This is a genomic window from Pseudomonas sp. V98_8, from assembly GCF_029967975.1.
GTDB lineage: Bacteria > Pseudomonadota > Gammaproteobacteria > Pseudomonadales > Pseudomonadaceae > Aquipseudomonas > Aquipseudomonas umsongensis.
The window spans coordinates 64,391-90,743 of record NZ_JASCAE010000001.1; the positions used below are offsets into that span (position 1 = coordinate 64,391).

Below are 26,353 nucleotides of genomic sequence, written 5' to 3' on the forward strand. Positions count from 1 at the left end.
ACCATGTCGCGCAGCCTTTGGACTCGCTTCAAGCTACAGATCGCTTTCGTAGTCGCCGGCAGCCTGCTAATGACCGGTTGCGCCAACACCGGCAGCTCCATGCTCGGCGAAGGCGAAGGCGACGGTACCGACCCTCGCCTGACCCAGGGTAACGACGCAGAGTTCTTCAGCAAGTCCGGATACCAGGCCTGCGCTGTCGGCGCCGGTGTCGGCATCCTTGCTTGCGCGCTGTCCAACAGCAACAACAAGACCGTGTGCGTCATCGCCGCCGGTATTACCGCGTGTGGCGTGGCCATGGGCGCCAACTATTACCTGGATCAACGTCGCGCCGAATACGCCGACACCACCACCCGCCTGGCGAAGATGAACAGCGACGTAGAACAAGATACGCAAAAGGTGATCGCCCGCACTGCGACCGCTCAGCAAGTGATCAATGATGATCATGCGCAAATTGCCCAGATCAAAAAGGACATCGCCAACAAGAGAGTCGACAGGAACAGGGCCCAGGCGCAAATCGCAGGGATCGATTCGGACATCGCGCGCCTGCGCAAAGACCTTGCCAACATGCGTACCAAAGTCACCGAGTACCGCAAGGTGGCAGACGCCGAGCGTTCACAAGGCAGCAGCGCCGAGATCAGGCAAGTGGAGATGAACATTCAGAGAATGAACCAGAAAGTCGTCAGCCTGCAGAAGGAAGTCGACGCCCTGTACAGCCAACGCTCCGCAATTACCCTGGGCTAAACACATGACACCAAGACAACTGATGGTCATCACTGCCGTCCTGGCCCTGAGCGGATGCGCGACCCAGCCCGGCGAATGCGATGCGACCAATCGCGACAGCAGCATGCTGACCAAGATGAACTGCGACTACTCCGGTGGTTACAGCGATCAGGTCAAGCAGAAGGAACTGGCCCTGAGCGAGTCCCGACGGCAAAACGCAATGTTCCGTCAGGTGTACGAGAACATTCAGGCGCAGCAGCTCAGCACCAAGGCCGATCTGGCCAGCCAGCAGAAATCCCAGGCGGCGCTGAATCAATCGCTGGCGCAACTGCTGAGCTCGCTCAAGGCCCGGCGTGGCAATGAAGCCCAGGTGCAGAAGCAGATTGCCGACCTCGAGAAGCAGCTCAAGGCTTCGCAAGCGGCGCCACCGACCAAATCAACACCCGCGGCACTGGCGGCCAAGCAGCAAGAGCTGAAAACATTGCAGAAAAAGGTCAACCAGCTGCAGTTCAGCCTCGGCTACGAAGAGTAACTTTTCACCCCGCAAGCATCCCGAGGGATGCCTGCACTTTTTCAGGAATCGTCGTCATGCAGCGGGTCATCAGGGATGCGCAAGCCACATCGGAGGGGATGAGTGCGCTGCAAGCCAAAGTCGCCCTCATCCAGAAACACTTTCCGCCGACCGTCGCCAGTCTGTTTGCCATCCCGCGGATGGGCAGCGGCGACGTGCTGGAATGGTGGACTGAACTGGGTGGCCAACCCACGCCTTATGCCGATCTCAACGAAGACGCGCAACGACGCTTGCTGGAAACCTATGAGGTGCGTCAGACGTCCCTCGCACAGCTGGCGGATGAACTGCAAAAACGCGGTCAACCGACCGAAGCGCAAGACCTGCGCAGCCTGCTCGGCACGCCTGAGCTGGACAAGCTCTACAGCCTCAACGGTGAGCCTTTGGTGGTGCGCTGGAACCAGCGCCCGCCTAAACCGATCGTGCCGCCAGTGATTCCGGTGGCCCCGGTCGTACCGCCGTCGCGGCGTGGCTGGTGGATCGCGGCGGCCTTGCTCGCGCTGCTGTTGCTGCTTCTGGCGCTCTGGCTCTGGTGGTTCCTGCACCGTGAGCCGGTGGTCGTGGTTCCGCCTGTAGCGCCTGTAGCGCCGGTGGTTACGCCGGCTGAGAAACCGCTTGAGAAACCGGTTGAGCCCGCCCCCGCGCCTGTCGTGGAACCGGAACCGAAACCTGTTCCGGCCCCCGAACCCACGCCAGAACCGGTGCCGGAACCCAAGCCGGTCCCACCACCAAAACCGGCACCGGCACCGGCACCCGTACCGGAACCCAAGCCGGCCCCGCCACCCAAGCCGGTTCCACCACCAAAACCGGTAGTGGCTGCCCCGCCACCAGCCCCGACGCTGGACAACTTCGCATGCCGCAAAACAGCGCCGAAGTCAGAGGTCCCGCAGTTCGTGGTGGTGCTCGACACCTCGGGTTCGATGGATTTGAACATCAAGGCAGTGAGAGCCGACGAGGACTGGTTCTACGGTCCTGACATCAACAAGCTGCTGGACCCGAACCGCACCATGCGGCTTACCGCCAAACCCAGCCGCATGGACGTCGCCAAGGAGTCGCTGGCCGGCATGATCAACGGGCTGGACCCGAAGATTGATACACGCCTGATCACCTTTGCCGGCTGCGAAAGAACACCGGACCGGGGTTTGTTCAAGTTCGGCGATCGCCCGCGGCTGATCAACGGGATTCGAGGCCTGGTTCCCGACGAAGGCACACCGCTGGCCGACAGCCTGGCCCACGCGGCGAGCACGGTCGACGGGCGCAATAACGATGCCGTGATCGTGATGTTCGTCGACGGCGAAGACGGTTGCGGACAGGATGTTTGCGCGGTATCCCGTCGAATCGCCAGGGAACAACCACGCCTGCGGGTCAACGTGGTGAAAATCGGTGCGGGCGGCCCGTCACGCTGTATCGCTGAAAATACCGGAGGTCGGATTTACAACAGCACCAACGCAGCTGAGTTGGGTAACCTGTTAAAACAGGCGAGCAAGGAAGTATCCAGCAATGCCAAGTGTGACTAGCCTGGCGACGGATCCGCCATTGAGGCTTGCCGGCGATGATTCAGCTCAAGTGCTCGACCGCCGGTAACTCCATGGCCCGAACCTCGCCCAACAGAAAAACGCTGAGGCGGCGCAAACGCTCACCTCCGGGGCGGGTTTTCGGCCAGACCAGGTAATAATTCTCACCGCTGGCGACCGCCGTCGGCCACGGCAAACTCAGGCGTCCCTGCGCAACATCTTCAGCCACCATCAACAAATCGCCCATGGACACGCCATAGCCTCGGGCGGCGGCGATCATCCCCAACTCCAGCGTGTCGAACACCTGGCCGCCCTTGAGTGAGACCTGGTCGGTCAGGCCCATGCGCTCCAGCCAACTGCGCCAGTCGCGACGGTCGGGCGTTGGGTGTAGCAGTTCGGTGCTGGCCAGTCGTGCGACGTCCCACGGCTGATCGTTCAGAAGATTAGGCGCCCCCACCGGAATCAGTTCCTCTGGAAATAACAAAGTAGCCTCCCAGTCCGGCGGGAAATGCCCGTTGCTGAGGATCACGGCGCAATCGAACGGTTCCTGATTGAAGTCCACCGAGTCGATGTCCATCCAGGCGCTGGTCAGCTGTACTTCATTGCCCGGTTGAAGGTGCCGAAAACGGCTGAGCCGCGCCAGCAACCAGCGCATGGTCAAGGTCGACGGGGCTTTCATACGCAGGATGTCGTCTTCGGCGCGCAAGGTATTGCAGGCTCGCTCCAGGGCAGAGAAACCGTCGCGAATGCCCGGCAGGATCAACCGCGCCGACTCAGTGAGTTGCAGATTGCGCCCGCTGCGGTGAAACAACCGACAGGCAAAATGCTCTTCGAGCGTACGAATATGCCGACTGACCGCACTTTGGGTAATCGACAACTCTTGCGCAGCCTGGGTAAACGATGTGTGACGCGCCGCTGCTTCAAATGCGCGCAGAGCATATAAAGGAGGAAGACGACGCGACATCAGGAAAGCTCCTACAGCGGTTTTGAATACCCTAGCAGAAAATCTCCAGCATGAGTTTGACTCATGCTACCCATCCTTTTTATCCCTTTGTGCAATCCCCGTAGAGCGCCGAGAATCGACGCTTTCCTGTCTCCTTTGATAATCGAGCGTGATGACCATGCAGCATCCAGCGCGTATTGAACTCTGGGCCATCCTGCGGCTGGCGGGGCCGCTGATCGCCTCGCAGTTGGCGCATATGTTGATGGTACTCACCGACACCTTGATGATGGCGCGACTGAGCCCCGAGGCCCTGGCGGGCGGCGGGCTCGGAGCGGCGACTTACTCGTTCGTGTCGATTTTCTGCATCGGCGTGATCGCGGCGGTCGGCACCCTGGTGGCGATCCGCCAGGGTGCGGGCGACATCCTCGGCGCGACCCGGTTGACCCAGGCCGGGTTATGGCTGGCCTGGTTGATGGCGCTGGTGGCGGGCTTGCTGCTGTGGAACCTCAAGCCGGTACTGCTGCTGTTCGGCCAGACTGAAAGCAACGTCCAGTCGGCCGGTCAGTTTCTGATCTTCCTGCCGTTCGCCCTGCCCGGCTACCTGAGCTTCATGGCCCTGCGCGGCTTCACCAGCGCCATCGGCCGGGCAACGCCGGTCATGGTCATCAGCCTGGGGGGCACCGTCGCCAACTTCCTGCTGAACTACGCGTTGATCACCGGGATGTTCGGTTTGCCGAAACTGGGGCTGATGGGCATTGGCCTGGTCACGGCGATTGTCGCCAACCTGATGGCGCTGGCGCTGGCGTGGCACATTCGCCGGCACCCGGCCTACGATGCCTATCCCCTGCGCCGGGGTCTGTTGCGGCTCAACCGACAGTACCTGAAGGAGCTCTGGCGCCTGGGGCTGCCGATTGGGGGCACCTATGCCGTGGAGGTTGGGCTGTTTGCCTTCGCCGCTTTGTGCATGGGCACCATGGGCAGCACGCAGCTGGGGGCGCACCAGATCGCCCTGCAAATTGTCTCGGTGGCCTTCATGGTGCCCGCGGGGATTTCCTACGCGATCACCATGCGCATCGGTCAGCACTACGGTGCCGGGCAGCTACTGGACGCACGGCTGGCCGGAAGGGTAGGCCTGGCTTTTGGCGCGGTGGCGATGCTGTGCTTTGCGATGGTCTTCTGGCTGTTGCCAAATCAGCTGGTTGGGCTGTTTCTCGATCACAACGACCCGGCGTTTCGCGATGTCATCAACCTGGCGGTGAGCCTGCTGGCAGTGGCGGCATGGTTCGAGCTGTTCGACGGCACGCAAACCATCGCCATGGGCTGCATTCGTGGGCTCAAGGACGCCAAGACCACCTTTCTGGTGGGCCTGGGCTGTTACTGGCTGATCGGCGCCCCGGCAGCCTGGTGGATGGCGTTCCACTTGCACTGGGGGCCAACAGGCGTCTGGTGGGGCTTGGCGCTGGGGCTGGCCTGCGCGGCGGTGGGCCTGACGCTGGCGTTTGAATGGAAGATGAAGCGGATGATTCAGCGGGAGCCGGTATCAGGAGATTTCGACGCCATCCAGGCCGAATGAAACCTTTGTAGGAGCTGGCTTGCCAGCGAAAGCGGTGAGTCAGTCGACAACCTTGTTGAATGACCCACCGATTCGCTGGCAAGCCAGCTCCTACAGGTTTTGTGTTCAGACCACGATTTCCAGTGGCGCCTGCTGGCTGCCGTCAAACATCAGGTACTCCACCAGCTCCGCCAACGGCAACGGCTTGCTGATCAGGTACCCCTGCACCTGATCGCAATCGAAACCGCGCAACAGATCCAGTTGCTCCGGCGTCTCCACGCCCTCGGCAACGACTTCCAGGTTGAGGTTGTGCGCCAGGTTGATCATCGCGTGCACCAGTTGACGGTTTTCTTCGCGCTGTTCCATGCCGCCGACAAAGCTCTTGTCGATCTTCAACAACGTGATCGGCAGGCTGTTGAGGTGCACAAAGGATGAAAAGCCGGTACCGAAGTCATCGAGGGAGAAGCGCACACCCAGGCGCCCAAGGGCGTCCATGGTCTGCTTGACCAGGTCGCTGCGGCGCATGACCGCGGTTTCGGTCAGTTCGAATTCCAGCCACTGCGCTTCGACTCCGCGCTCGCTGATCAGCCGACTCAGGGTCGAGAGCAACTGGCTGTCCTGAAACTGTCGGAACGACAGGTTGATCGCCATGTGCAACGGCGGCAAGCCTAGCTCAAGCAACGCCTGCATATCGCGCAATGCCCGGGAAATGACCCAGTAACCCAGCGGCACAATCAAACCGCTCTGCTCGGCCAGGGGCACGAACTCGCTCGGTGGCAGCAAACCGCGCTCGGCATGACGCCAGCGCACCAAGGCTTCGAGGCCGACGATTTGCCCGTCTTCAAGGTTCATTCGCGGCTGGTAATGCAGTTCCAGCTCATCGCGGCGCAAGGCCCGGCGCAGCTCGGTCTCGAGGTCGGCGATACTGCGGGCATTGCGGTTGATGCGTTCGTTGAAAATATGAAATGTGCAGCCCTGGGTGCTTTTCGCTTGCTGCATGGCGATATGCGCGTGCCACATCAACGGGTCGGCGCCCGCCTGCGCTCGTGCATGGGCAATGCCCAGGCTGGAGCCGATCAGCAGGCTTTCGCCGTCGACCCAATAAGGCTCGGCCAACGCTTCGGTAATGCGCTCGGCCATCCATTCGGCGCGCTCAGGAGCGCGGCGGGTGTCGATCAGCAAGGCGAACTCATCGCTGCCCAATCGCGCCAGTTGATCGCCGGCTTCGAGCTGGCCTTTGAGCCGCGCGACCACTTGCAGGATCAGGCGGTCACCGGCCTGGTGGCCGAGGGCATCATTGGCGTAACGAAAGTTATCGAGGTCAAGATGGCCGAGGGCCAGGCCACGACCCTCGTTTTCCGCCAGCCGCGCCGTCAAGAGGGTCTGGAAACCCTGGCGGTTGGCGATGCCGGTCAGCGGATCCTGCTCGGCCAGGCGTTGCAGGGTGTTTTCCAGTAAGCCGCGCTCACGCACATGGCGCAGGCAACGGCGCAACATGCCCGGGTCAAGATGGTCACGCACCAGCCAGTCGCTTACACCGTCGGGCGCGATCATGGGTTCATGCTCGAGCAGCAACACCGTCGGCAGGCAGCAACGGCCCGGCGCCGGCTGGAGAGCCGGGATCGTCAACAACACCGCGCTGCGGTTGTCATCGAACAGACTGCTGACCGACTCCCAGCTCGGCGCACTGATGAGCACGGCCGAGCTCCCCATCGGAGCCAGACACTCGCGCAACAACGCTGCCCACGCTGGCTCTTCGGCCAATAGCAGCAAACGCAAGGGTTCGACAGGCGTAGACAAGCTAGCTCCCTAGACTCTGCAAAGATGTAGGCGACGGCATTATGCCGCGCCGATCCCTGATGACCAATGGACATCCGAGGCCGTTGTATCCGGAATTACGAACATTAGACGCGAATTCGTTGTGCATCCTGCGTGAAAGTAACAAAACCGGCAAATACAGATCGCGCTGTACGTCACAAGTCGGAGAGAGCAGCACAATTCTCTGAGCCTGTTAAAATGCCGGCCCATTTCGTGACTGACTCCTGAATTTACCTATGTCCCGACTCAATCCCCGGCAGCAAGAAGCCGTGAGCTATGTCGGCGGCCCTCTTTTGGTGCTCGCCGGTGCAGGCTCCGGCAAGACCAGCGTAATCACCCGAAAGATTGCCCACTTGATCCAGAACTGCGGCATCCGCGCCCAGTACATCGTTGCCATGACCTTCACCAACAAGGCCGCGCGCGAGATGAAGGAGCGGGTCGGCACCCTGCTGCGCGCCGGTGAAGGCCGCGGCCTGACGGTCTGCACGTTCCACAACCTGGGCCTGAACATCATCCGCAAGGAACACGCGCGGTTGGGCTACAAGCCCGGTTTCTCGATTTTCGACGAGACCGATGTCAAGTCCCTGATGACCGACATCATGCAAAAGGAATACTCGGGCGACGACGGCGTCGACGAGATCAAGAACATGATCGGCGCCTGGAAAAACGACCTGATCCTGCCGGCCCAGGCGCTGGAGAACGCGCGCAATCCCAAGGAACAGACCGCCGCCATTGTCTACACCCACTACCAGCGCACGCTCAAGGCGTTCAACGCGGTGGACTTCGACGACCTGATCCTGCTGCCGGTAAAGCTGTTCGAAGAGCACGCCGACATCCTGGAAAAGTGGCAGAACAAGGTGCGTTACTTGTTGGTGGACGAATACCAGGACACCAACGCCAGCCAGTACCTGCTGGTGAAAATGCTGATCGGCAAGCGCAATCAGTTCACCGTGGTAGGTGACGACGACCAGTCGATCTACGCCTGGCGCGGCGCCCGCCCGGAAAACCTGATGCTGCTCAAGGAAGACTACCCTTCCCTGAAAGTGGTGATGCTGGAGCAGAACTACCGCTCCACCAGCCGCATCCTGCGCTGCGCCAACGTACTGATTTCGAATAACCCCCACGAATTCGAAAAGCAGCTGTGGAGTGAAATGGGCCACGGCGACGAGATCCGCGTGATCCGCTGCCGCAACGAAGACGCCGAAGCCGAGCGCGTGGCGGTGGAAATCCTCAGCCTGCACTTGCGCACCGACCGGCCTTACAGCGATTTCGCGATCCTGTACCGGGGTAACTATCAGGCCAAGTTGATCGAACTGAAGTTGCAGCATCACCAGGTTCCCTATCGCTTGTCCGGCGGCAACAGCTTCTTCGGGCGCCAGGAAGTGAAAGACCTGATGGCCTACTTCCGTCTAATCGTGAACCCGGACGACGACAATGCCTTCCTGCGCGTGATCAACGTGCCGCGCCGCGAGATCGGCTCGACTACGTTGGAGAAACTGGGCAACTACGCCACCGAGCGAAAAATCTCGATGTATGCCGCCACCGACGAAATCGGCCTGGGCGAGCATCTGGACAGCCGCTTCACCGATCGTCTGTCGCGCTTCAAGCACTTCATGGACAAGGTCCGCGAGCAATGCGCCGGCGAAGACCCGATCTCGGCCCTGCGCAGCATGGTCATGGACATCGACTACGAGAACTGGCTGCGCACCAACAGCTCCAGCGACAAGGCCGCCGACTACCGCATGGGCAACGTGTGGTTCCTTATTGAAGCGTTGAAAAACACGCTCGAGAAGGACGAAGAAGGCGAAATGACCGTCGAGGACGCGATTGGCAAACTGGTGCTGCGCGACATGCTCGAGCGCCAGCAGGAAGAGGAAGACGGTGCCGAAGGCGTGCAGATGATGACCTTGCACGCCTCCAAGGGGCTGGAATTCCCCTACGTATTCATCATGGGCATGGAAGAAGAAATCCTGCCGCACCGCTCCAGTATCGAAGCCGACACCATCGAAGAGGAGCGGCGCCTGGCCTACGTGGGCATTACCCGCGCGCGCCAGACCCTGGCCTTCACCTTTGCCGCCAAGCGCAAGCAATACGGCGAGATCATCGACTGCGCACCAAGCCGCTTCCTCGATGAACTGCCGCCGGACGACCTGGCCTGGGAAGGCAACGACGACACACCGACCGAAGTCAAAGCCGTGCGTGGCAATAGCGCATTGGCGGATATACGCGCGATGTTAAAGCGCTAGAATTGACCACATTTATTTAGACCTTCGGCGCAAAAGGCGCCAAACGAGGACAGCTTCATGGAAGCACTGCACAAGAAAATTCGCGAAGAAGGCATCGTGCTTTCCGATCAGGTCTTGAAAGTCGACGCCTTTCTGAACCACCAGATCGACCCGGTCCTGATGAAGCTGATCGGCGATGAATTCGCCTCGCTGTTCAAGGATTCGGGCATCACCAAGATCGTCACCATCGAAGCCTCGGGTATTGCGCCTGCAATCATGACCGGCCTGAACCTTGGTGTGCCGGTGATTTTTGCGCGCAAGCATCAGTCCCTGACCCTGACTGAAAACCTGCTGTCGGCGACCGTCTATTCGTTCACCAAGCAGACCGAAAGCACCGTGGCCATTTCTCCACGCCACCTGACCAGCAGCGACCGCGTGCTGATCATCGATGACTTCCTGGCTAACGGTAAGGCGTCCCAGGCGCTGATCTCGATCATCAAGCAAGCCGGTGCCACCGTGGCCGGCTTGGGGATCGTGATCGAGAAGTCGTTCCAGGGCGGTCGTGCTGAGCTGGATGCCCAGGGTTATCGTGTTGAGTCGCTGGCGCGCGTGCAATCGCTGGCTGGCGGCGTCGTGACCTTCATCGAGTAAAGCCGCCACACCGCATCTCCCCTGTGGGAGCGGGCTTGCTCGCGAAAGCGGTGGGTCAGTCGACATCAACTTTGACTGACACACCGCTTTCGCGAGCAAGCCCGCTCCCACATTTGTTTTGTGGTGTTAGTTATTGCGCGGTGACCTTCAGGCCGGTTAGCAGCAACCGCTGAAACAGGTCTTCTTTCAAGCCATCCGGGCTGGTCAGTTGCATCCGTTCCAGATGTTCCGGGTACGAAGAAGGCTCCGGCGCATCCAGCGCAGCCTTGCCCAACTCCAGCACTTCGCTGAGTTTGAATTTGCTCTTGAGCCAGTTCAGCGCCCGCAACAGGTCCCGCTCCACGTCGGTGAAATCGCACCCCAGCGGATACTCCGGAAACAACTGCGAATGCAGCGCCTCAATCCCCAGCAACCGCTGTGGTGTGTTGTCGGTAAAACGCGGGTCCAGGTGGAAATCCTTCGGTAACTTGCCGACCTTCTGTGCCTGCTCGATCAAGCCCGGCTGAAAACGCGAGTCGCTGATGTTCAACAGGGCTTCGATCACCGCCGCATCCGTCTTGCCTCGCAGATCGGCAATGCCGTACTCGGTAACCACGATGTCCCGCAGGTGCCTGGGGATGGTGCAATGACCGTACTCCCAGACAATATTGGAACTGACGTCACCCGCCGACTCACGCCAGCTACGCAGCAGCAACACCGAACGCGCACCTTGCAGCGCATGGCCCTGGACAACGAAGTTGTATTGCCCACCCACCCCGCTGACCACGCGCCCATCTTCAAGCTGATCCGCCACACCGGCGCCTAGCAGGGTTACGGTAAACGCGGTGTTGATAAATCGTGCATCGAGCCGCTGCAGGCGTTTGAGCTCTTCCTGCCCGTACAGCTCGTTGATGTAGCTGATGCGGGTCATGTTGAATTCGAGACGCTTGCTTTGCGGCAATTCTCGCAGGCGCTGATAGAAACTGCGCGGGCCGAGGAAGAAGCCGCCGTGCACCGAAATACCGTCGGTTTGCGCCGCTTCGTCGAGGGTTCCGGCATTGGCCTGGCGTTGGGTCGGCACGTCCGGGTAAACCTTGCGCCGCACGATCCCGGCGTCAGCCAGCACCAGCAGGCCGTTGACGAACATTTCGCTGCAACCGTACAAGCCTTTGGCGAACGGTTCGGTGCCACCTTCGCGCTCGATCAACTGCGCCCACGGGTCAAGATTCAGGTCGCTCAGTAAAGCCTTATAGGCGTCGTTGTCAGCCTGACGCGCCAGCAACGCAGCGGTCAGCGCATCGCCCATGGAACCGATGCCGATCTGCAGGGTGCCGCCATCACGCACTAGTGTGCTGGCGTGCAGGCCAATGAAATGATCCTGGAAACCCACCGGCATGTTCGGCGTGGAAAACAGCGTGGTGCTGTCTTTCTCGTCGATCAACAGGTCGAAGGTGTCGATGCCGACTTCAGCGTCACCGGGCATGTAGGGCAAATCGTCGTGCACCTGCCCGACCATCAGGATCGTCTCCCCTTCTGCACGGCGCCTGGCAACCATCGGCAGCAGGTCGAGGGTGATGTCCGGGTTGCAACTCAAGCTCAAGCGATCGGGGTGTTCGGGATGACTGGCCACCAATTGAGCAATCAAGTTCAAACCGGCAGCGTTAATGTCCCGGGCGGCATGGCTGTAGTTGCTGCTGACGTAATCCTGTTGCGCCGTGGCGCTGTTGAGCAGACTGCCGGGCTGCATGAAGAATTGCTGGATGTGAATGTTGCCCGGTAAATCATCGCGACGCAGGTCGGCGAGGAATTCCAGCTCCGGATAATCGCCGAAAACCCGTTCGATAAAGGGTTCAAGGAAGCGCTTTTGCAAGCCATCGCCCAAGGGCGGGCGCCCCAGGCACAACGCGGTGTAAATCGTCAGCCGTCGCTCAGGCAACTGAGCGATTCGTTGATACAGCGCGTTGGCGAAGTTATTCGGTTTACCCAGTCCCAAGGGCAAGCCCATGTGAATATGCGCCGGCAACCTCGCCAACACTTCATCGACCGCTTGCTCGATAGAACACAGCTGTACCATCCGATCCTCCCGTACATTCCATGAATGAGGTTGGACCGAGCTTGCCGGGTCTTTGCTTCGGCCGCCACAAAAAAACATTGTAGGAGCGAGCATGCTCGCGATGGTCGTCAACGATGACGCTGGAAGCCTGATGCCCCGCGGCGTTTTCAGGTTTTTCGCGAGCATGCTCGCTCCTACAGGGGGCAGCGGCATTTAATGAAATTTCAGACACAAAAAAGCCGCTCGCAAGCGGCTTTTTCGCGAAAGAGGCGGACTGGTTACAGGCCGGACATCTCTTTGATGGCGCCCTTGAGGTCGTCGTCGGTGCAGTCGGCGCAGGTGCCTTTTGGCGGCATCGAGTTGATGCCGGTAATGGCTTTGGCCAGGATGCCATCGAGGCCGCCCTGGTGGTCGGCGCGCTCTTTCCAAGCGGCTTTGTCACCGATCTTCGGCGCGCCCAGCAGGCCGGTGCCGTGGCAAGCATTGCAATGCTTGGCAATGACATCTTTAGGTGCCTTGGCACCACCGCCGCCGCCAGCCGCAGCGGCGACTTCCATGCCCTTGCACTCTTGGCCCTGGACACAAACCTGGCCGACTGGCTCAAGGCGCTTGGCGATTTCGTCATTGGTCGCAGCTTGAGCGCTGACAGCCCAGAGGGCCAGTACGGTTGCTGGTGCGGCCAGCATTTTCATAATTAGATTCACGCGTTCACCCTCAATGGTGGCTAGTCACGCCTACGGCCACGGTTCGCAGGCGGGCGCAAGTATAGCGGTAAGCCCGCGACACTGAAACAACCCCAAAGTCGAAGGGGTCTTGTTGCGCAACGGTCAAACGGCTCGAGTGCCTCCGCCGTGCTGGCAGGACGCCTCTTTCCTTAGAAGTTGGCGGGTGTTGCTGCGCTGATTAGTCGCGCCGGCGCATCGAATGGATTACGGAAACGATGCGGCTTGGTACTTTCAAAGTAGTAGCTATCGCCAGCTTCGAGCACAAAAGTTTCAAGCCCAACCACCAGTTCCAGTCGCCCTTCCAGCAAAATCCCGGTTTCCTCGCCCTCATGGGTGAGCATCTCCTCACCGGTATCGGCGCCTGGCGGGTAGATTTCATTGAGGAATGCGATAGCGCGGCTCGGGTGAGCCCGGCCGACCAGTTTCATGGTCACTGCACCATCGGAAATATCGATCAGCTCGTTGGCTTTGTAGACGATCTGAGTCGGTATTTCCTGCAGGATTTCTTCGGAAAAGAACTCGACCATGGACATGGGAATCCCGCCCAACACCTTCCTCAGCGAACTGATCGAGGGGCTGACGCTGTTCTTCTCGATCATCGAAATCGTGCTGTTGGTGACGCCCGCGCGTTTGGCGAGCTCACGCTGGGAAAGACCTTTGAGCTTGCGGATTGATTGCAGTCGTTCACCGACGTCCAAGCTTGCGCCTCCAAGGATTCAGGTTGTTGGAATATTGAGCGTTATCATGGCGACAGCGTTCAGTATTTACAACACCTTGACCTGAATCCTGTTCGGCGAGGCGACTTCCGGTCTGGGCGGCTTTGCCCTAGCTCCCGGAATAGAGCATTGGCACCCGGCGCAGGTTGCAGAAGATCTGGTACGGAATCGTGCCGGCGGCGATGGCCACGTCGCTGGCGAGGATGTTTTTGCCCCATAACTCGACGGTCGAGCCCAGGCCTGCTCGTGGAATGTCAGTCAGATCGACGCACAGCATGTCCATCGACACCCGGCCGATCAACTGGCTGCGTTGCCCGGCGACCAATACTGGCGTACCGGTCGGCGCCAGCCGCGGATAGCCATCGGCATAACCCATGGCCACCACGCCAACGCGCATCGGCTTCTGGGTAATGAATTTGGCTCCGTAGCCGATCGGCTCTCCAGCGGGCAATTCACGGACGCTGATCACCTTCGACTCAAGGGTCATCACCGGTTGCAGGCGCGAAGCCACGGCGTTGGCTTCCTCGAACGGCGTGGCGCCGTACAGCATGATCCCCGGGCGAACCCAGTCACTGGGAATCTGCGGCCAACCCAGCACCGCCGGGGAATTTCGCAGGCTGACCTCGGCCGACAATCCCTGACGCGCCGCTTCGAAGACCGCGACCTGCTCGACACTGGCCTGGCAGTTCAATTCGTCAGCACGGGCAAAGTGACTCATCAGCACAATCTTCGCCACTTTCCCGCTGGCCAGCAGCCGTTGATAGGCTGCCTGATAGTCCTTCGGATGCAGGCCGACGCGGTGCATGCCCGAGTCGAGCTTGAGCCAGACCGTGATCGGCTTGCTCAATGCAGCTTTCTCGATCGCTTCGAGTTGCCACAGCGAATGCACCACGCACCAGAAATCATGCTCGACGATCAGCGGCAGCTCATCGGCCTCGAAAAAACCTTCAAGCAGCAACACCGGCGCGCGAATGCCCGCCGCCCGCAACTCCAGGGCCTCTTCGATGCACGCCACGGCGAACCCGTCCGCCTCGGCTTCCAGCGCCTGGGCACACCGCACCGCGCCATGGCCGTAGGCATCGGCCTTGATCACCGCAAGAGCACGGGCACCCGTGACTTCACGGGCGATCTGGTAATTGTGACGCAGGGCTTGGAGGTCGATCAGGGCACGGGCAGGACGCATGGCGGCAGACTTCTGGTCGGTCGGTTAATAAAAAACCGGCGCTGCGGGCGGCGATAACCGCCAGTAGCACCGGGAGAGAGATCTCGCATTATCGCTTTCGCAGCGCGCCTAGAGTGGACTCACTGGTGAGCCGGCGCTGGATTGACATGTTTTGCAGGCTCCTGACGGTTGCTGCCATACCGGGAGATATCCAGCCCTTCAGCACTGATCTGCGGCTTTTTCTTGGCCATCAGGTCGGCCAGCAAGCGGCCAGAGCCACACGCCATGGTCCAACCGAGGGTACCGTGACCGGTGTTCAGGAACAGGTTCTTGAACGGGGTAGCGCCGACAATCGGCGTGCCGTCCGGCGTGGTCGGACGCAGGCCGGTCCAGAAGCTGGCCTCGGCCAGATTGCCGCCCTGAGGATAAAGGTCGTTGACGATCATCTCCAGGGTTTCGCGCCGACGCGGGTTGAGCGACAGGTCAAAACCGGCGATTTCCGCCATGCCGCCAACGCGGATACGGTTGTCGAAACGGGTGATCGCGACTTTGTAGGTCTCGTCGAGAATGGTCGAAGTCGGGGCCATAGCCGGGTTGGTGATCGGCACGGTCAGGGAGTAACCCTTGAGCGGATACACCGGCGCCTTGATGCCCAGCGGCTTGAGCAATTGCGGCGAGTAGCTGCCGAGTGCCAGCACGTAGCGGTCAGCGGTTTCCAGCTTGCCATCGATCCACACACCGTTGATGCGGTCACCGGCGAAGTCGAGGCTCTGAATGTCCTGGCCAAAGCGGAATTGCACGCCAAGGTTAGTGGCCATCTCTGCCAACTTGTTAGTGAACATCTGGCAGTCGCCAGTCTGGTCATTCGGCAGGCGCAGGGCACCGGCGAGGATGTCCGTCACATTGGCCAGGGCCGGCTCGACGCGGGCAATGCCTTCGCGGTCAAGCAGTTCGAACGGCACGCCGGACTCTTTCAACACGGCGATGTCTTTTGCAGCGCCATCGAGCTGAGCCTGGGTGCGGAACAACTGCGTAGTACCCAGGCTGCGGCCTTCGTAGGCAATACCGGTTTCGGCGCGCAGTTCGTCAAGGCAGTCACGGCTGTACTCGGACAGGCGGACCATGCGCTCCTTGTTCACCGCGTAGCGGCTGGCGGTGCAGTTGCGCAGCATCTGTGCCATCCACAGGTACTGATCGATGTCGGCAGTGGCCTTGATCGCCAGGGGCGCATGGCGCTGCAGCAGCCATTTGATAGCCTTGAGCGGCACACCCGGCGCGGCCCACGGCGAGGCATAGCCCGGCGAGACCTGCCCGGCGTTGGCGAAACTGGTCTCCATGGCAGCAGCCGGCTGCCGGTCCACTACCACCACTTCAAACCCGGCGCGTGCCAGATAATAAGCACTGGTGGTACCGATGACGCCGCTACCCAAGACCATAACGCGCATTTTCATTTCCCTCATCGCGGCTAACCGCTGACGTTTGTTGTTCAAAGCTTCGGATGTGCGCAGTGTAAAAAAGATTTGCCAGTGCTTTTCACTATATAAGCGCCTATATTTGGCGACAATTCTCGGCAAAAACCCTTTTCACGGAGGCGCATCCCCTATGCGTACCAACACTCAAACCAAACGTGAGCTGGACAAGATCGACCGCAATATCCTGCGGATCCTGCAAGCGGATGGGCGCATATCGTTTACCGAGCTTGGGGAAAAGGTCGGGCTCTCGACCACGCCCTGTACCGAGCGGGTGCGGCGCCTGGAGCGCGAAGGGATCATCATGGGCTACAACGCCCGGCTCAATCCGCAGCACCTCAAGGGAAGCCTGCTGGTGTTCGTCGAGATCAGCCTCGACTACAAGTCCGGCGACACCTTCGAAGAATTCCGACGCGCCGTGCTGAAACTGCCCCACGTCCTGGAGTGCCACTTGGTATCAGGCGATTTCGACTACCTGGTAAAGGCGCGGATATCGGAGATGGCCTCGTACCGCAAACTGCTGGGCGACATCCTGCTCAAGCTGCCGCATGTGCGCGAATCAAAGAGCTATATCGTGATGGAAGAGGTGAAGGAGAGTCTGAACCTGCCGATTCCGGATTGACTCGACATGGATCGTTCCCAGGCGGAGCGTGGGAACGATCAAACAAGAACCTGCCGGGTGCTGGCCATGTATTCATGGATCTGCTTCTCGACCCGAGGGTGAATCAGCTCTACCGGCCGCCGCCCATTGGGGCATGGCAGTGTTTTAGTAGTGCCAAACAACCGACAGATCAGCGGCCGTTCGTCATACACCGTGCAGCCGTTCGGCCCCAGATGGACGCAGTTGAATTCATCCATCGCCGCATCCTGCTCGGCGCGGCTCTTGCGTGGCAGGCGGGACATTTCCTCCGGCGAGGTTGTTACCGGACCACAGCAGTCATGGCAGCCGGGGACGCACTCGAACGAGGGAATCTGCTGGCGCAACGTGCGAATTTTCTGACTGTTGCAGCTCATCCAAACTATTACCGATCTCGAAACAGAGGCAGATTCTGACTTAAAAATCCCCAACCAGACAGCACCGAGCGACCAGTGTTGCCCGCCTTCGAGGTCCGGCTTATGCTCCGTCGAATTTTCCAGACACACCCATCAGGATCACGCACATGAATGGCCGTGCCCAGCAGCCTGTCCCGAATCACCGGCACACCGCCTCCTATTACGGCGCCAGCAGCCTGCCTCAGCCTGACTATCCGGTGCTGTCTGGCGAACAGATGGCTGACGTTTGCGTGGTCGGTGGCGGTTTCTCCGGGTTGAACACAGCACTGGAACTGGCGGAACGCGGCCTGAGCGTGGTGCTGCTGGAAGCCCATAAAATCGGCTGGGGCGCCAGCGGCCGCAATGGCGGGCAGTTGATTCGCGGGGTCGGCCATGGCCTTGATCAGTTTGCCAGCGTGATCGGCGCCGACGGTGTACGTCAGATGAAGCTCATGGGCCTGGAAGCCGTAGAAATCGTCCGACAGCGGGTCGAGCGTTTTCAGATCCCCTGCGACCTGACGTGGGGTTACTGCGACCTGGCCAACAAGCCCCGTGATCTCGAAGGGTTCGCCGAAGACGCCGAAGAATTGCGCAGCCTCGGCTACGGCTACGAAACCCGTCTGCTGCAACCCCATGAAATGCACACCGTGGTGGGCTCCGACCGCTACGTCGGCGGTTTGATCGACATGGGTTCCGGGCATCTGCACCCACTGAACCTGGCGCTGGGCGAAGCCGCCGCCGCCCGGCAACTGGGCGTGAAACTGTTCGAACAGTCGGCCGTCACGCGCATCGACTACGGCCCCGAGGTCAAGGTGCACACCGCCACAGGTTTGGTCCGGGCAAAGACGCTGGTACTGGGTTGCAACGCCTACCTCAATGAGCTCAATCCCGAACTCAGCGGCAAGGTGTTACCCGCCGGCAGCTATGTCATCGCCACCGAACCCTTGAGCGAAGAACGGGCCCACGCACTGTTGCCGCAGAACATGGCGGTCTGCGATCAGCGGGTGGCGCTGGATTACTATCGACTCTCCGCGGATCGCCGCCTGCTGTTCGGCGGTGCCTGCCATTACTCAGGGCGGGACCCGAAAGATATCGCCGCCTATATGCGGCCAAAAATGCTGGACGTCTTCCCGCAATTGGCCGACGTGAGGATCGATTATCAGTGGGGCGGGATGATCGGTATCGGCGCCAACCGTCTACCGCAGATCGGGCGACTCAAGGATCAGCCGAATGTGTATTACGCCCAGGCATATTCCGGTCACGGGGTGAACGCCACGCACCTGGCGGGCAAGCTGCTGGCCGAGGCCATTAGCGGGCAGCACAGCGGTGGCTTCGATCTGTTCGCCCAGGTGCCGCACATTACTTTCCCCGGCGGTAAGCATTTGCGCTCGCCGTTGTTGGCGCTGGGGATGTTGTGGCATCGGCTCAAAGAGTTGGTCTGATCGTTTGGTTTCGGCTCACCGGGCCTCTTCGCGGGCAAGCCCGCTCCCACAGGAGCCGCGTCGTACAAAACATCTGTGACCGACGCGGTCCTCGTGGGAGCGGGCTTGCCCGCGAATGGATCGAATGAACACCGCAATGTTCAAACTCTCCAGAAAGGCTTAAGCCCCTCCTCCCGCGCCTGCTCACGCGTCAGCCCGACATCCTTGAGCTGAGCGGGTGTCAATTCCAGTAATGCCTTGCGCGTGTGCAGACGACGCCAGAACCGATCCCAGCGCTTCAGGCCTGACGGCGCGCCGCGCATGTCCGCCTCGCGCGCTCCGTGCTCCTGCCCTGCCGTCAGCTCCTGACTGTGTAACGTCAGCCGCACATCGCTCAAGCCATTCATTTTGATTGCTCCTGTTTACTTGGGTAGCCAGAGCTTTCATGATGCGTGGACGGCGAAAAGCATTACAGATTCAACCAAACTGTATTATCTCCATACAGATTTAACGCTGCAGGTACTGAATCCTGATTTTTTGCTCCATCTGTACTGGTCAATCCCACGACCTCAGACGAGACTGCACCATGACTCTCTACGTCAACCTCGCCGAACTGCTCGGCACGCGAATCGAACAAGGCTTCTATCGCCCCGGTGACCGACTGCCGTCGGTGCGCGCGCTGAGTGTTGAACACGGCGTCAGTCTGAGCACGGTGCAGCAGGCTTATCGCGTGCTGGAAGACAGCGGACTGGCCACACCAAGGCCTAAATCCGGATATTTCGTGCCGGTCAGCCGCGATCTGCCCGAACTTCCAGCGGTCGGTCGCCCGGCTCAGCGGCCGGTAGATATTTCCCAATGGGACCAGGTGCTGGAGCTGATCCGAGCGGTACCGCGCAAGGATGTGGTGCAACTGGGTCGCGGCATGCCGGACATCACAACGCCGACCCTCAAGCCACTGCTGCGCGGCCTGGCGCAGCTCAGCCGCCGACAAGACATGCCCGGCCTGTATTACGACAACATCCACGGCAATCTGGAACTGCGCGAGCAGATCGCCCGGCTGATGCTCGATTCCGGCTGCCAACTGGCCCCCGGCGACCTGGTGGTAACGACTGGCTGCCACGAGGCGCTGTCCACCAGCATTCGTTCGATCTGTGAGCCAGGCGATATCGTGGCCGTGGATTCGCCGAGCTTTCATGGCGCCATGCAAACCCTCAAGGGCCTGGGGATGAAAGCCCTGGAAATCCCCACCGACCCGCTCACCGGGATCAGCCTGGACGCACTGGAACTGGCATTGGAACAGTGGCCGATCAAGGCCATACAGTTGACCCCCAACTGCAACAACCCGCTGGGCTATATCATGCCGGAGTCGCGCAAACGCTCACTGTTGACGCTTGCACAGCGCTTTGACGTGGCGATCATCGAAGACGATGTGTATGGCGAGCTGGCCTACAGCTATCCGCGTCCGCGCACCATCAAATCCTTCGACGAAGACGGTCGTGTCCTGCTGTGCAGTTCGTTTTCCAAAACCCTCGCCCCAGGCCTGCGTATTGGCTGGGTCGCGCCGGGACGCTATCTGGAGCGCGTGCTGCACATGAAATACATCAGCACCGGTTCGACCGCGCCGCAGCCACAGATTGCCATCGCCGAGTTTCTCAAGGCCGGTCATTTCGAACCGCATTTGCGGCGCATGCGCACGCAGTACCAGCGCAATCGCGACGCGATGATCGATTGGGTCACGCGGTATTTCCCCGCAGGCACCCGCGCCAGCCGCCCGCAAGGCAGTTTCATGCTGTGGGTCGAGTTGCCGGAAGGCTTCGACACCCTGAAACTCAATCGCGCCTTGCACGATCAGGGCGTACAGATTGCCGTCGGCAGCATCTTTTCTGCCTCGGGCAAGTACCGCAATTGCCTGCGCATGAACTACGCTGCCAAACCAAGAGCACAGGTTGAAGAAGCTGTGCGCAAGGTCGGCGCCGCTGCCATTCAACTGCTGGCGCAAACCAACGGGCTGACTGACTGACCTTTCTGCGCAAACTAGCGTCCATATACCAACATCTGCCGCCAATCGGAACGGTCCCACGTGAGAATCAGACAGCCCCTGCTAGCTCTGGTGTTACTTGCTTCGTTCCTTGGCGGCTGCGCCAGCCTCGACGTGCAGCGCGAACAAAGCCAGGCGCTGCCAGCGAGCGCTTCGGCATTTGGCCGTTCGGTCCAGGCCCAGGCGGCTCCCTATGAAGGGAAATCCGGGTTTCGCCTGCTATCGGACAGCACCGAAGCCTTCACCGCCCGCGCCGAACTGATCCGCAACGCCCAAGGCAGTCTCGATTTGCAGTACTACATCGTGCATGACGGCGTCAGCACGCGAATGCTGGTGGAGGAATTGCTCAAGGCCGCCGACCGCGGGGTGCGTGTGCGCATCCTGCTCGACGACACCACCAGTGACGGCCAGGACGTCACCATCGCCACGCTTGCAGCGCATCCGCAGATCCAGATTCGAGTGTTCAACCCTTTGCACCTGGGGCGAAGCACCGGCGTAACGCGGACCATGGGCCGCTTGTTCAACTTGTCACAACAACATCGGCGCATGCACAACAAGCTGTGGCTGGCGGACAACAGCATGGCCATCGTCGGCGGGCGTAATCTGGGTGACGAGTATTTCGATGCCGAACCCAATCTGAATTTTACCGACATCGACATCCTCGGCGTCGGCCCGGTCGCGGAGCAGCTCGGGCACAGTTTCGACCAATACTGGAATAGCGCCCTGAGCAAACCGGTCGAACAGTTTCTGTCGAGCAAACCGACCGCACAGGACCTGAAAAATACCCGGACCCGATTGGAAGAATCCCTGGAACAATCACGCAAACAGAACCATGCGCTCTTTCAGCAGTTGAGGAAGTTTGCCACGGACCCGCGCCTGGATACCTGGCGCAAAGAGCTGATCTGGGCCTGGAACCAGGCGTTGTGGGATGCACCGAGCAAAGTGCTTGCGGACGGCGAGCCGGACCCGCACCTGCTGCTGACCACCCAATTGGCGCCCGAACTCGATGGCGTCAGTAAAGAACTGGTGATGATTTCCGCTTATTTCGTGCCCGGTCAGCCGGGCCTGGTGTATCTGACCGGCCGCGCCGATGCCGGCGTGTCGGTGAGGTTGCTGACCAATTCATTGGAGGCCACGGACGTACCGGCGGTGCATGGCGGCTACGCCCCGTATCGCAAAGCGTTGCTGGAGCATGGCGTACAACTCTTCGAACTGCGCCGCCAGCCCGGCGATGAAAGTGGCAGCGGACCGCGCCTGTTTTCCAGCAGGTCCTATGGCGAGTCTGACTCCAGCCTGCACAGCAAGGCGATCATCTTCGACCAACAGAAATCCTTCATCGGTTCATTCAACTTCGATCCGCGCTCGGTACTGTGGAACACCGAAGTCGGCGTGCTCGTGGACAGCCCGGAACTCGCGGCCCGCGTGCGCGCGCTGGCATTGGAAGGCATGGCACCAGCCCTGAGTTATCAGGCACGGCTGGAGAATGGCCACTTGGTATGGGTGACCGAAGACGACGGCAAGATGCACACCCTGACCGAAGAGCCGGCCAGTTGGTGGCGACGATTCAATGCCTGGCTCAGCACTACAGTGGGACTGGAGCGCATGCTTTAAAAGATCCGAGCGTTCGGCAGTCCTGCCACTGAAATGCGATCGCCTGCAGGCGCTGCCGAAAAATTTCGATCTTTTGATCTTATGCTGGCTGTACCGCGCCAAATGCCCCTTGGCGCGAGAGCAGAATCACCAGGCCAAACGCTCCCGCCGCCATCAGCAATGGCAACGCGTGCCCGCTGATCCACTGGCTGCCAGCACCGGCGATCAACGGCCCGAGCAGGCAACCGATGCCCCACAACTGTGCGATGTGGGCATTGGCTCGGACCAGCGCATCGTCGCGATAACGCTCGCCAATCAGGATCAGCGACAAGGTAAACAGCCCGCCAGCACTGGCGCCGAACAGCACCCACAGCGGCCAGATCATCAGAGTGTCGATCAGCAGCGGGATCGCCAGGCTCGACACCAACAGGACTACCGCGCACCAGGTGAACAATGCTCGGCGCGACATCCGGTCCGCCAGCGCGCCGATGGGCAATTGCAGCAAAGCATCCCCCACCACCACCGTGCTGACCATCGCCAGGGCGATTTCCGTGGTGAAGCCCTGGCGCAGGCAATACACCGGCAGTAACGTCAAGATCATCGCTTCGAACGCCGCGAACAGCGACACCGCCCAGGCAATCGCCGGCAGGCCACGGCAGAAAGTCAGCAAATCACCGAAGGTCACGCTGCAGGCCTCGCTACTGGGCGCACCACTGCGGCCCAACAACAGCAACGGTGCCGCCACCAGCAATCCGACGCCAACCCAGAAGCCATAATCGTGCTGGGTGCCCAGGACGCCCAGCAGTATCGGCCCAGCCAATTGGCTCAACGCATAACTACTGCCGTACAGCGCCACCAGCCTCCCGCGCCACTCTTCGACCACCAGTTGGTTGATCCAGCTCTCACCGAGGATGAACACCAGGGTCAGAACCACGCCGATCAACAAGCGCAGCACCAGCCAGATCGGATAGCTGGGCAACAATGCCAGCAGGCCGATGGACACAGCCCCACCCCACAAACACAAGCGCATCAGATTGGCCGTGCCCAGGCGCGCTGCCAGGTGACTGGAAATCTTCGCGCCTAATAAAACACCAATGGCCGGCATCGCGGCCATTACGCCGATGGCAAACGAGCCGTATCCCCAGCTTTCCAGGCGAAACGACACCAGCGGCATGCTGACACCCAGGGCCAGGCCGACACTCAAGACGGACGCCAATACGGCGAAATACGTCGCCCAACGCATGTTCCACGCTCCTGTGGATAATTTTTGTACAGCACAAAACATTGTGGGAGCGAACCTTTGTGGTGAGGGGATTTATCCCCGTTGGGTCGCGAAGCGGCCCCAAAACCTGCAACAGCGGCGTATCGATACACCGCTTGCACTGGCTTTGCGACTGCTTCGCAGCCGAACGGGGATAAATCCCCTCACCACAAAGGCTCGCTCCCACAGGGGATCTGCGTTGAGCCCCGGAATGCACCGGGGCTCGTGTCACATTACAACTTGATCCAGGTCGCCTTCAGCTCGGTGTACTTGTCGAACGCATGCAGCGACTTGTCGCGACCGTTGCCGGACTGCTTGAAGCCACCGAACGGCGCCGTCATGTCGCCACCATCGTACTGGTTGACCCAGACGCTACCGGCACGCAATGCGCGGGCGGTCAGGTGAGCCTTGGAAATGTCGGCAGTCCACACCGCGGCGGCCAGGCCGTAAGGCGTGTCGTTGGCGATGGCGACGGCTTCTTCGGCGCTGTCGAAGGTGATGACCGACAACACTGGCCCGAAGATTTCTTCCTGGGCGATTTTCATCGCGTTGCTTACGCCGTCGAAAATGGTTGGCTCAACGTAGGTGCCCCCCGACTCCTGAAGCGTGCGCTTGCCACCGGCCACCAGTTTGGCGCCGTCGGCATGACCAGACTCGATGTACGACAGCACGGTGTTCATCTGCTGGGTATCGACCAGCGCACCGACATTCGTCGCCGGATCCAGCGGGTTGCCTGGCTTCCAGGTCTTCAGGGCTTCGATCACCAGCGGCAGGAATTTATCCTTGATGGAGCGTTCCACCAGCAGGCGCGAACCAGCGGTGCAGACTTCGCCCTGGTTGAACGCGATGGCGCCCGCAGCAGCTTCGGCGGCTTCTTGCAGGTTCGGTGCATCGGCGAACACGATGTTGGGACTCTTGCCACCGGCTTCGAGCCAGACGCGCTTCATGTTCGATTCGCCGGAGTAGATCAGCAGTTGCTTGGCGATCTTGGTCGAACCGGTGAATACCAGGGTGTCGACATCGTTGTGCAGGGCCAAGGCCTTGCCGACGGTGTGACCGTAACCCGGCAGCACGTTAAGCACACCTTTCGGAATACCGGCTTCGACGGCCAGGGCAGCGATGCGGATGGCAGTCAGCGGGGATTTTTCCGACGGTTTGAGGATCACCGAGTTACCGGTGGACAGCGCCGGGCCGAGTTTCCAGCACGCCATCATCAACGGGAAGTTCCACGGCACGATGGCACCGACAACACCGACTGGCTCGCGAGTGACCAGACCCAGCTGATCGTGCGGGGTTGCCGCCACTTCGTCATAGATCTTGTCGATGGCTTCGCCGCTCCAGCTCAGGGCTTGCGCCGCGCCAGGAACGTCGATGTACAGGGAGTCGCTGATCGGCTTGCCCATGTCCAGGGTTTCAAGCAGGGCCAGCTCTTCGGCGTGCTGTTTCAGCAGGCCGGCGAATCGAATCATGGTGGCTTTGCGCTTGGTTGGCGCCAGGCGCGACCACACACCGGAATTAAAGGTGGCGCGGGCGTTTTCAACAGCGCGCTGGGCATCGGCGGCGTCACAGCTGGCGATCTTGCCCAGCAGGCGGCCATCGACCGGGCTGATGCACTCAAAGGTCTCGGAGGAGACGGCATCGGTGTATTCACCATTGATGTAGGCGCGGCCTTCGATCTTCAGATCGCGAGCGCGTTGCTCCCAGTCGGCACGAGTCAGGGTGGTCATGCGAGTGTCCTCCTCTTGTTGAATACGACACCCGCGTTCTTCGCGGGCGCTGTCAGGAATTCTGCCGGCCAGCCTGCTTACGGCCGAAGGCAACCACCACCCTAAACCAGCGGCAGGTGAAGTTTCAATATATTTGACACAACACCGGCAAACGGCCTTGCGATGTTCATTTTAATAAACATAGACTTTGGCTCTTTCAACCACTCGCGTCGCAATCACGGGGGAATACAACAATGAGCATCCAGAACATCGTCGACTTCAGCCAGGCCACCACTGCCGTCGAACGCTATCGCCCAGACCCGGCGAAAGTCCTCAAGGGCGATCCCGAGCAAGCCGTGTACAACCACTACAACAGCCCTTGCGGTCAGCTGAATGCCGGTGTGTGGGAAGGCGCGGTCGGCCAGTGGTTGGTGAATTTCACGGAGCACGAATACTGCGAAATCGTCCAGGGTGTGTCTGTGCTGCGTGACAACGACGGCAACAGCAAAACCGTACGCGCGGGCGATCGCTTCGTGATCCCGGCCGGCTTCCGCGGCACTTGGGAAGTGCTGGAGCCTTGCCGCAAGATCTATGTGGCGTTTGAACAGAAGGCCTGACTTTTTGCAGGCAACAAAAAAGGCCCGTATCTTGCGATACGGGCCTTTTTCGTAAGTCGGGAAAAATCAATTACTTGATTTTGCCTTCCTTGTAGATCACGTGCTTGCGAACAACCGGATCAAATTTCTTGATCTCGATTTTGTCCGGGGTAGTACGCTTGTTCTTGTCGGTAGTGTAGAAGTGACCAGTACCGGCGCTCGAAATCAAACGAATCAATTCACGCATGATTAGCTCCCTTAGATCTTGCCAGCAGCGCGGATTTCGGCCAGCACGACAGTGATGCCACGCTTGTCGATGATACGCATGCCTTTGGCAGATACGCGCAGACGCACGAAACGTTTCTCTTCTTCAACCCAGAAGCGGTGATGCTGCAGGTTCGGCAGGAAACGACGACGGGTTTTGTTGTTTGCGTGGGAAATGTTATTCCCAGTTACCGGACCCTTACCGGTAACTTGACATACTCTAGACATGCCTCAGCCCTCTAAAACCACATGCCCAACCCGGCATGGGTTGGCCGCTTAATCTCTAGTCATTGTGGCGCCAGGCGCCGCGATTCTTTAGAGGTCTTACCGGCTACACCTACAGTGAAGGA

At 60.2% G+C, this 26,353-nt stretch carries 24 protein-coding genes; 11 read left to right on the forward strand and 13 right to left on the reverse strand.

The features are described from left to right. The first annotated feature begins 3 nt into the window (after positions 1 to 3). From QLG10_RS00300 to QLG10_RS00310, 3 genes are read left to right on the forward strand one after another with little or no spacing between them, the layout of a single operon-like run. The gene (locus QLG10_RS00300) at positions 4 to 741 is read left to right on the forward strand and encodes a hypothetical protein (RefSeq protein WP_110748136.1); all 738 of its coding nucleotides are present in this window, start codon (positions 4 to 6) and stop codon (positions 739 to 741) included. Between the two features lie 4 nt (positions 742 to 745). Beyond that, positions 746 to 1,252 carry a hypothetical protein gene (locus QLG10_RS00305; protein ID WP_110748139.1) on the forward strand — a complete coding sequence of 169 codons (507 nt, stop codon included), beginning with the start codon at positions 746 to 748 and terminating at the stop codon, positions 1,250 to 1,252. Positions 1,253 to 1,308: 56 nt separating this feature from the next. Further along, positions 1,309 to 2,805: a VWA domain-containing protein gene (locus QLG10_RS00310; RefSeq protein ID WP_282485240.1), complete on the forward strand. Its 1,497-nt coding sequence runs from the start codon at positions 1,309 to 1,311 to the stop codon at positions 2,803 to 2,805. 40 nt (positions 2,806 to 2,845) lie between these two features. Here the strand turns inward: QLG10_RS00310 and QLG10_RS00315 are convergent, their stop codons facing one another. After that, entirely contained in the window at positions 2,846 to 3,766 is a 921-nt protein-coding gene (locus tag QLG10_RS00315; RefSeq protein ID WP_110748145.1) for a LysR substrate-binding domain-containing protein, read from the reverse strand. A 157-nt stretch (positions 3,767 to 3,923) separates the two neighbouring features. Between QLG10_RS00315 and QLG10_RS00320 the strand changes: the two genes are divergently transcribed. Continuing rightward, positions 3,924 to 5,318, forward strand: a complete 1,395-nt coding sequence (locus tag QLG10_RS00320; protein WP_188263379.1) for a NorM family multidrug efflux MATE transporter — start codon at positions 3,924 to 3,926, stop codon at positions 5,316 to 5,318. 105 nt (positions 5,319 to 5,423) lie between these two features. Here QLG10_RS00320 and QLG10_RS00325 read toward each other — a convergent pair whose 3' ends face one another. Then, positions 5,424 to 7,097: a bifunctional diguanylate cyclase/phosphodiesterase gene (locus QLG10_RS00325; protein ID WP_110748147.1), complete on the reverse strand. Its 1,674-nt coding sequence runs from the start codon at positions 7,095 to 7,097 to the stop codon at positions 5,424 to 5,426. A gap of 254 nt (positions 7,098 to 7,351) precedes the next feature. Between QLG10_RS00325 and rep the strand changes: the two genes are divergently transcribed. Both rep and QLG10_RS00335 read left to right on the forward strand, forming a co-directional pair. Next, entirely contained in the window at positions 7,352 to 9,361 is a 2,010-nt protein-coding gene (rep, locus tag QLG10_RS00330; RefSeq protein WP_282485241.1) for a DNA helicase Rep, read from the forward strand. Positions 9,362 to 9,418: 57 nt separating this feature from the next. Continuing rightward, positions 9,419 to 9,991, forward strand: a complete 573-nt coding sequence (locus QLG10_RS00335) for a xanthine phosphoribosyltransferase (RefSeq protein WP_110748153.1) — start codon at positions 9,419 to 9,421, stop codon at positions 9,989 to 9,991. A 130-nt stretch (positions 9,992 to 10,121) separates the two neighbouring features. On the opposite strand, the gene QLG10_RS00340 is transcribed toward QLG10_RS00335, so the two are convergent. The 5 genes from QLG10_RS00340 to dadA all read right to left on the reverse strand — a co-directional run bounded on the left by QLG10_RS00340 (position 10,122) and on the right by dadA (position 16,071). Further along, positions 10,122 to 12,044 carry an acetyl-CoA hydrolase/transferase family protein gene (locus QLG10_RS00340; RefSeq protein ID WP_188263377.1) on the reverse strand — a complete coding sequence of 641 codons (1,923 nt, stop codon included), beginning with the start codon at positions 12,042 to 12,044 and terminating at the stop codon, positions 10,122 to 10,124. 257 nt (positions 12,045 to 12,301) lie between these two features. Further along, a complete protein-coding gene (locus QLG10_RS00345) occupies positions 12,302 to 12,715 on the reverse strand; it encodes a c-type cytochrome (protein ID WP_110748166.1) in 414 nt (137 codons plus the stop codon). 182 nt (positions 12,716 to 12,897) lie between these two features. Further along, the gene (locus QLG10_RS00350) at positions 12,898 to 13,446 is read right to left on the reverse strand and encodes a cupin domain-containing protein (RefSeq protein ID WP_020797889.1); all 549 of its coding nucleotides are present in this window, start codon (positions 13,444 to 13,446) and stop codon (positions 12,898 to 12,900) included. A gap of 127 nt (positions 13,447 to 13,573) precedes the next feature. Next, complete coding sequence (gene alr, locus QLG10_RS00355) at positions 13,574 to 14,647, reverse strand: alanine racemase (protein WP_248677963.1); 1,074 nt, start codon at positions 14,645 to 14,647, stop codon at positions 13,574 to 13,576. Between the two features lie 119 nt (positions 14,648 to 14,766). Then, complete coding sequence (gene dadA, locus QLG10_RS00360) at positions 14,767 to 16,071, reverse strand: D-amino acid dehydrogenase (RefSeq protein WP_282485242.1); 1,305 nt, start codon at positions 16,069 to 16,071, stop codon at positions 14,767 to 14,769. A 157-nt stretch (positions 16,072 to 16,228) separates the two neighbouring features. Here dadA and QLG10_RS00365 point away from each other — a divergent pair, with 157 nt between their 5' ends. Beyond that, positions 16,229 to 16,717, forward strand: a complete 489-nt coding sequence (locus QLG10_RS00365; protein WP_003206849.1) for an Lrp/AsnC ligand binding domain-containing protein — start codon at positions 16,229 to 16,231, stop codon at positions 16,715 to 16,717. Between the two features lie 38 nt (positions 16,718 to 16,755). Here the strand turns inward: QLG10_RS00365 and QLG10_RS00370 are convergent, their stop codons facing one another. Beyond that, positions 16,756 to 17,109, reverse strand: coding sequence for a YkgJ family cysteine cluster protein (locus QLG10_RS00370; protein WP_282485243.1), 354 nt, complete (start codon positions 17,107 to 17,109; stop codon positions 16,756 to 16,758). 146 nt (positions 17,110 to 17,255) lie between these two features. On the opposite strand from QLG10_RS00370, the gene QLG10_RS00375 reads away from it, so the two are divergent. Beyond that, complete coding sequence (locus tag QLG10_RS00375; RefSeq protein ID WP_282485244.1) at positions 17,256 to 18,569, forward strand: FAD-binding oxidoreductase; 1,314 nt, start codon at positions 17,256 to 17,258, stop codon at positions 18,567 to 18,569. A gap of 140 nt (positions 18,570 to 18,709) precedes the next feature. On the opposite strand, the gene QLG10_RS00380 is transcribed toward QLG10_RS00375, so the two are convergent. Continuing rightward, on the reverse strand, positions 18,710 to 18,955 hold the full coding sequence (locus tag QLG10_RS00380) for a DUF1127 domain-containing protein (protein ID WP_110748177.1): 246 nt from the start codon (positions 18,953 to 18,955) through the stop codon (positions 18,710 to 18,712). A gap of 179 nt (positions 18,956 to 19,134) precedes the next feature. Between QLG10_RS00380 and QLG10_RS00385 the strand changes: the two genes are divergently transcribed. Then, a complete protein-coding gene (locus tag QLG10_RS00385) occupies positions 19,135 to 20,568 on the forward strand; it encodes a PLP-dependent aminotransferase family protein (RefSeq protein ID WP_282485245.1) in 1,434 nt (477 codons plus the stop codon). A 60-nt stretch (positions 20,569 to 20,628) separates the two neighbouring features. After that, the gene (locus tag QLG10_RS00390) at positions 20,629 to 22,197 is read left to right on the forward strand and encodes a phospholipase D family protein (RefSeq protein WP_282485246.1); all 1,569 of its coding nucleotides are present in this window, start codon (positions 20,629 to 20,631) and stop codon (positions 22,195 to 22,197) included. A gap of 79 nt (positions 22,198 to 22,276) precedes the next feature. Here the strand turns inward: QLG10_RS00390 and QLG10_RS00395 are convergent, their stop codons facing one another. Together QLG10_RS00395 and QLG10_RS00400 are read right to left on the reverse strand one after the other, a co-directional pair. After that, positions 22,277 to 23,419, reverse strand: coding sequence for an MFS transporter (locus QLG10_RS00395; RefSeq protein ID WP_033044259.1), 1,143 nt, complete (start codon positions 23,417 to 23,419; stop codon positions 22,277 to 22,279). A 251-nt stretch (positions 23,420 to 23,670) separates the two neighbouring features. Next, positions 23,671 to 25,164, reverse strand: a complete 1,494-nt coding sequence (locus QLG10_RS00400) for an aldehyde dehydrogenase (protein ID WP_188263375.1) — start codon at positions 25,162 to 25,164, stop codon at positions 23,671 to 23,673. Positions 25,165 to 25,397: 233 nt separating this feature from the next. Between QLG10_RS00400 and QLG10_RS00405 the strand changes: the two genes are divergently transcribed. Continuing rightward, positions 25,398 to 25,760, forward strand: coding sequence for a cupin domain-containing protein (locus QLG10_RS00405; protein WP_008054608.1), 363 nt, complete (start codon positions 25,398 to 25,400; stop codon positions 25,758 to 25,760). A 70-nt stretch (positions 25,761 to 25,830) separates the two neighbouring features. Here the strand turns inward: QLG10_RS00405 and rpmG are convergent, their stop codons facing one another. Both rpmG and rpmB read right to left on the reverse strand, forming a co-directional pair. Then, positions 25,831 to 25,986 (reverse strand): 50S ribosomal protein L33, encoded by a 156-nt coding sequence (rpmG, locus tag QLG10_RS00410; protein WP_007894709.1) that lies wholly within the window; start codon positions 25,984 to 25,986, stop codon positions 25,831 to 25,833. 11 nt (positions 25,987 to 25,997) lie between these two features. Further along, on the reverse strand, positions 25,998 to 26,231 hold the full coding sequence (gene rpmB, locus QLG10_RS00415) for a 50S ribosomal protein L28 (protein ID WP_003176907.1): 234 nt from the start codon (positions 26,229 to 26,231) through the stop codon (positions 25,998 to 26,000). Positions 26,232 to 26,353 lie beyond the last annotated feature (122 nt).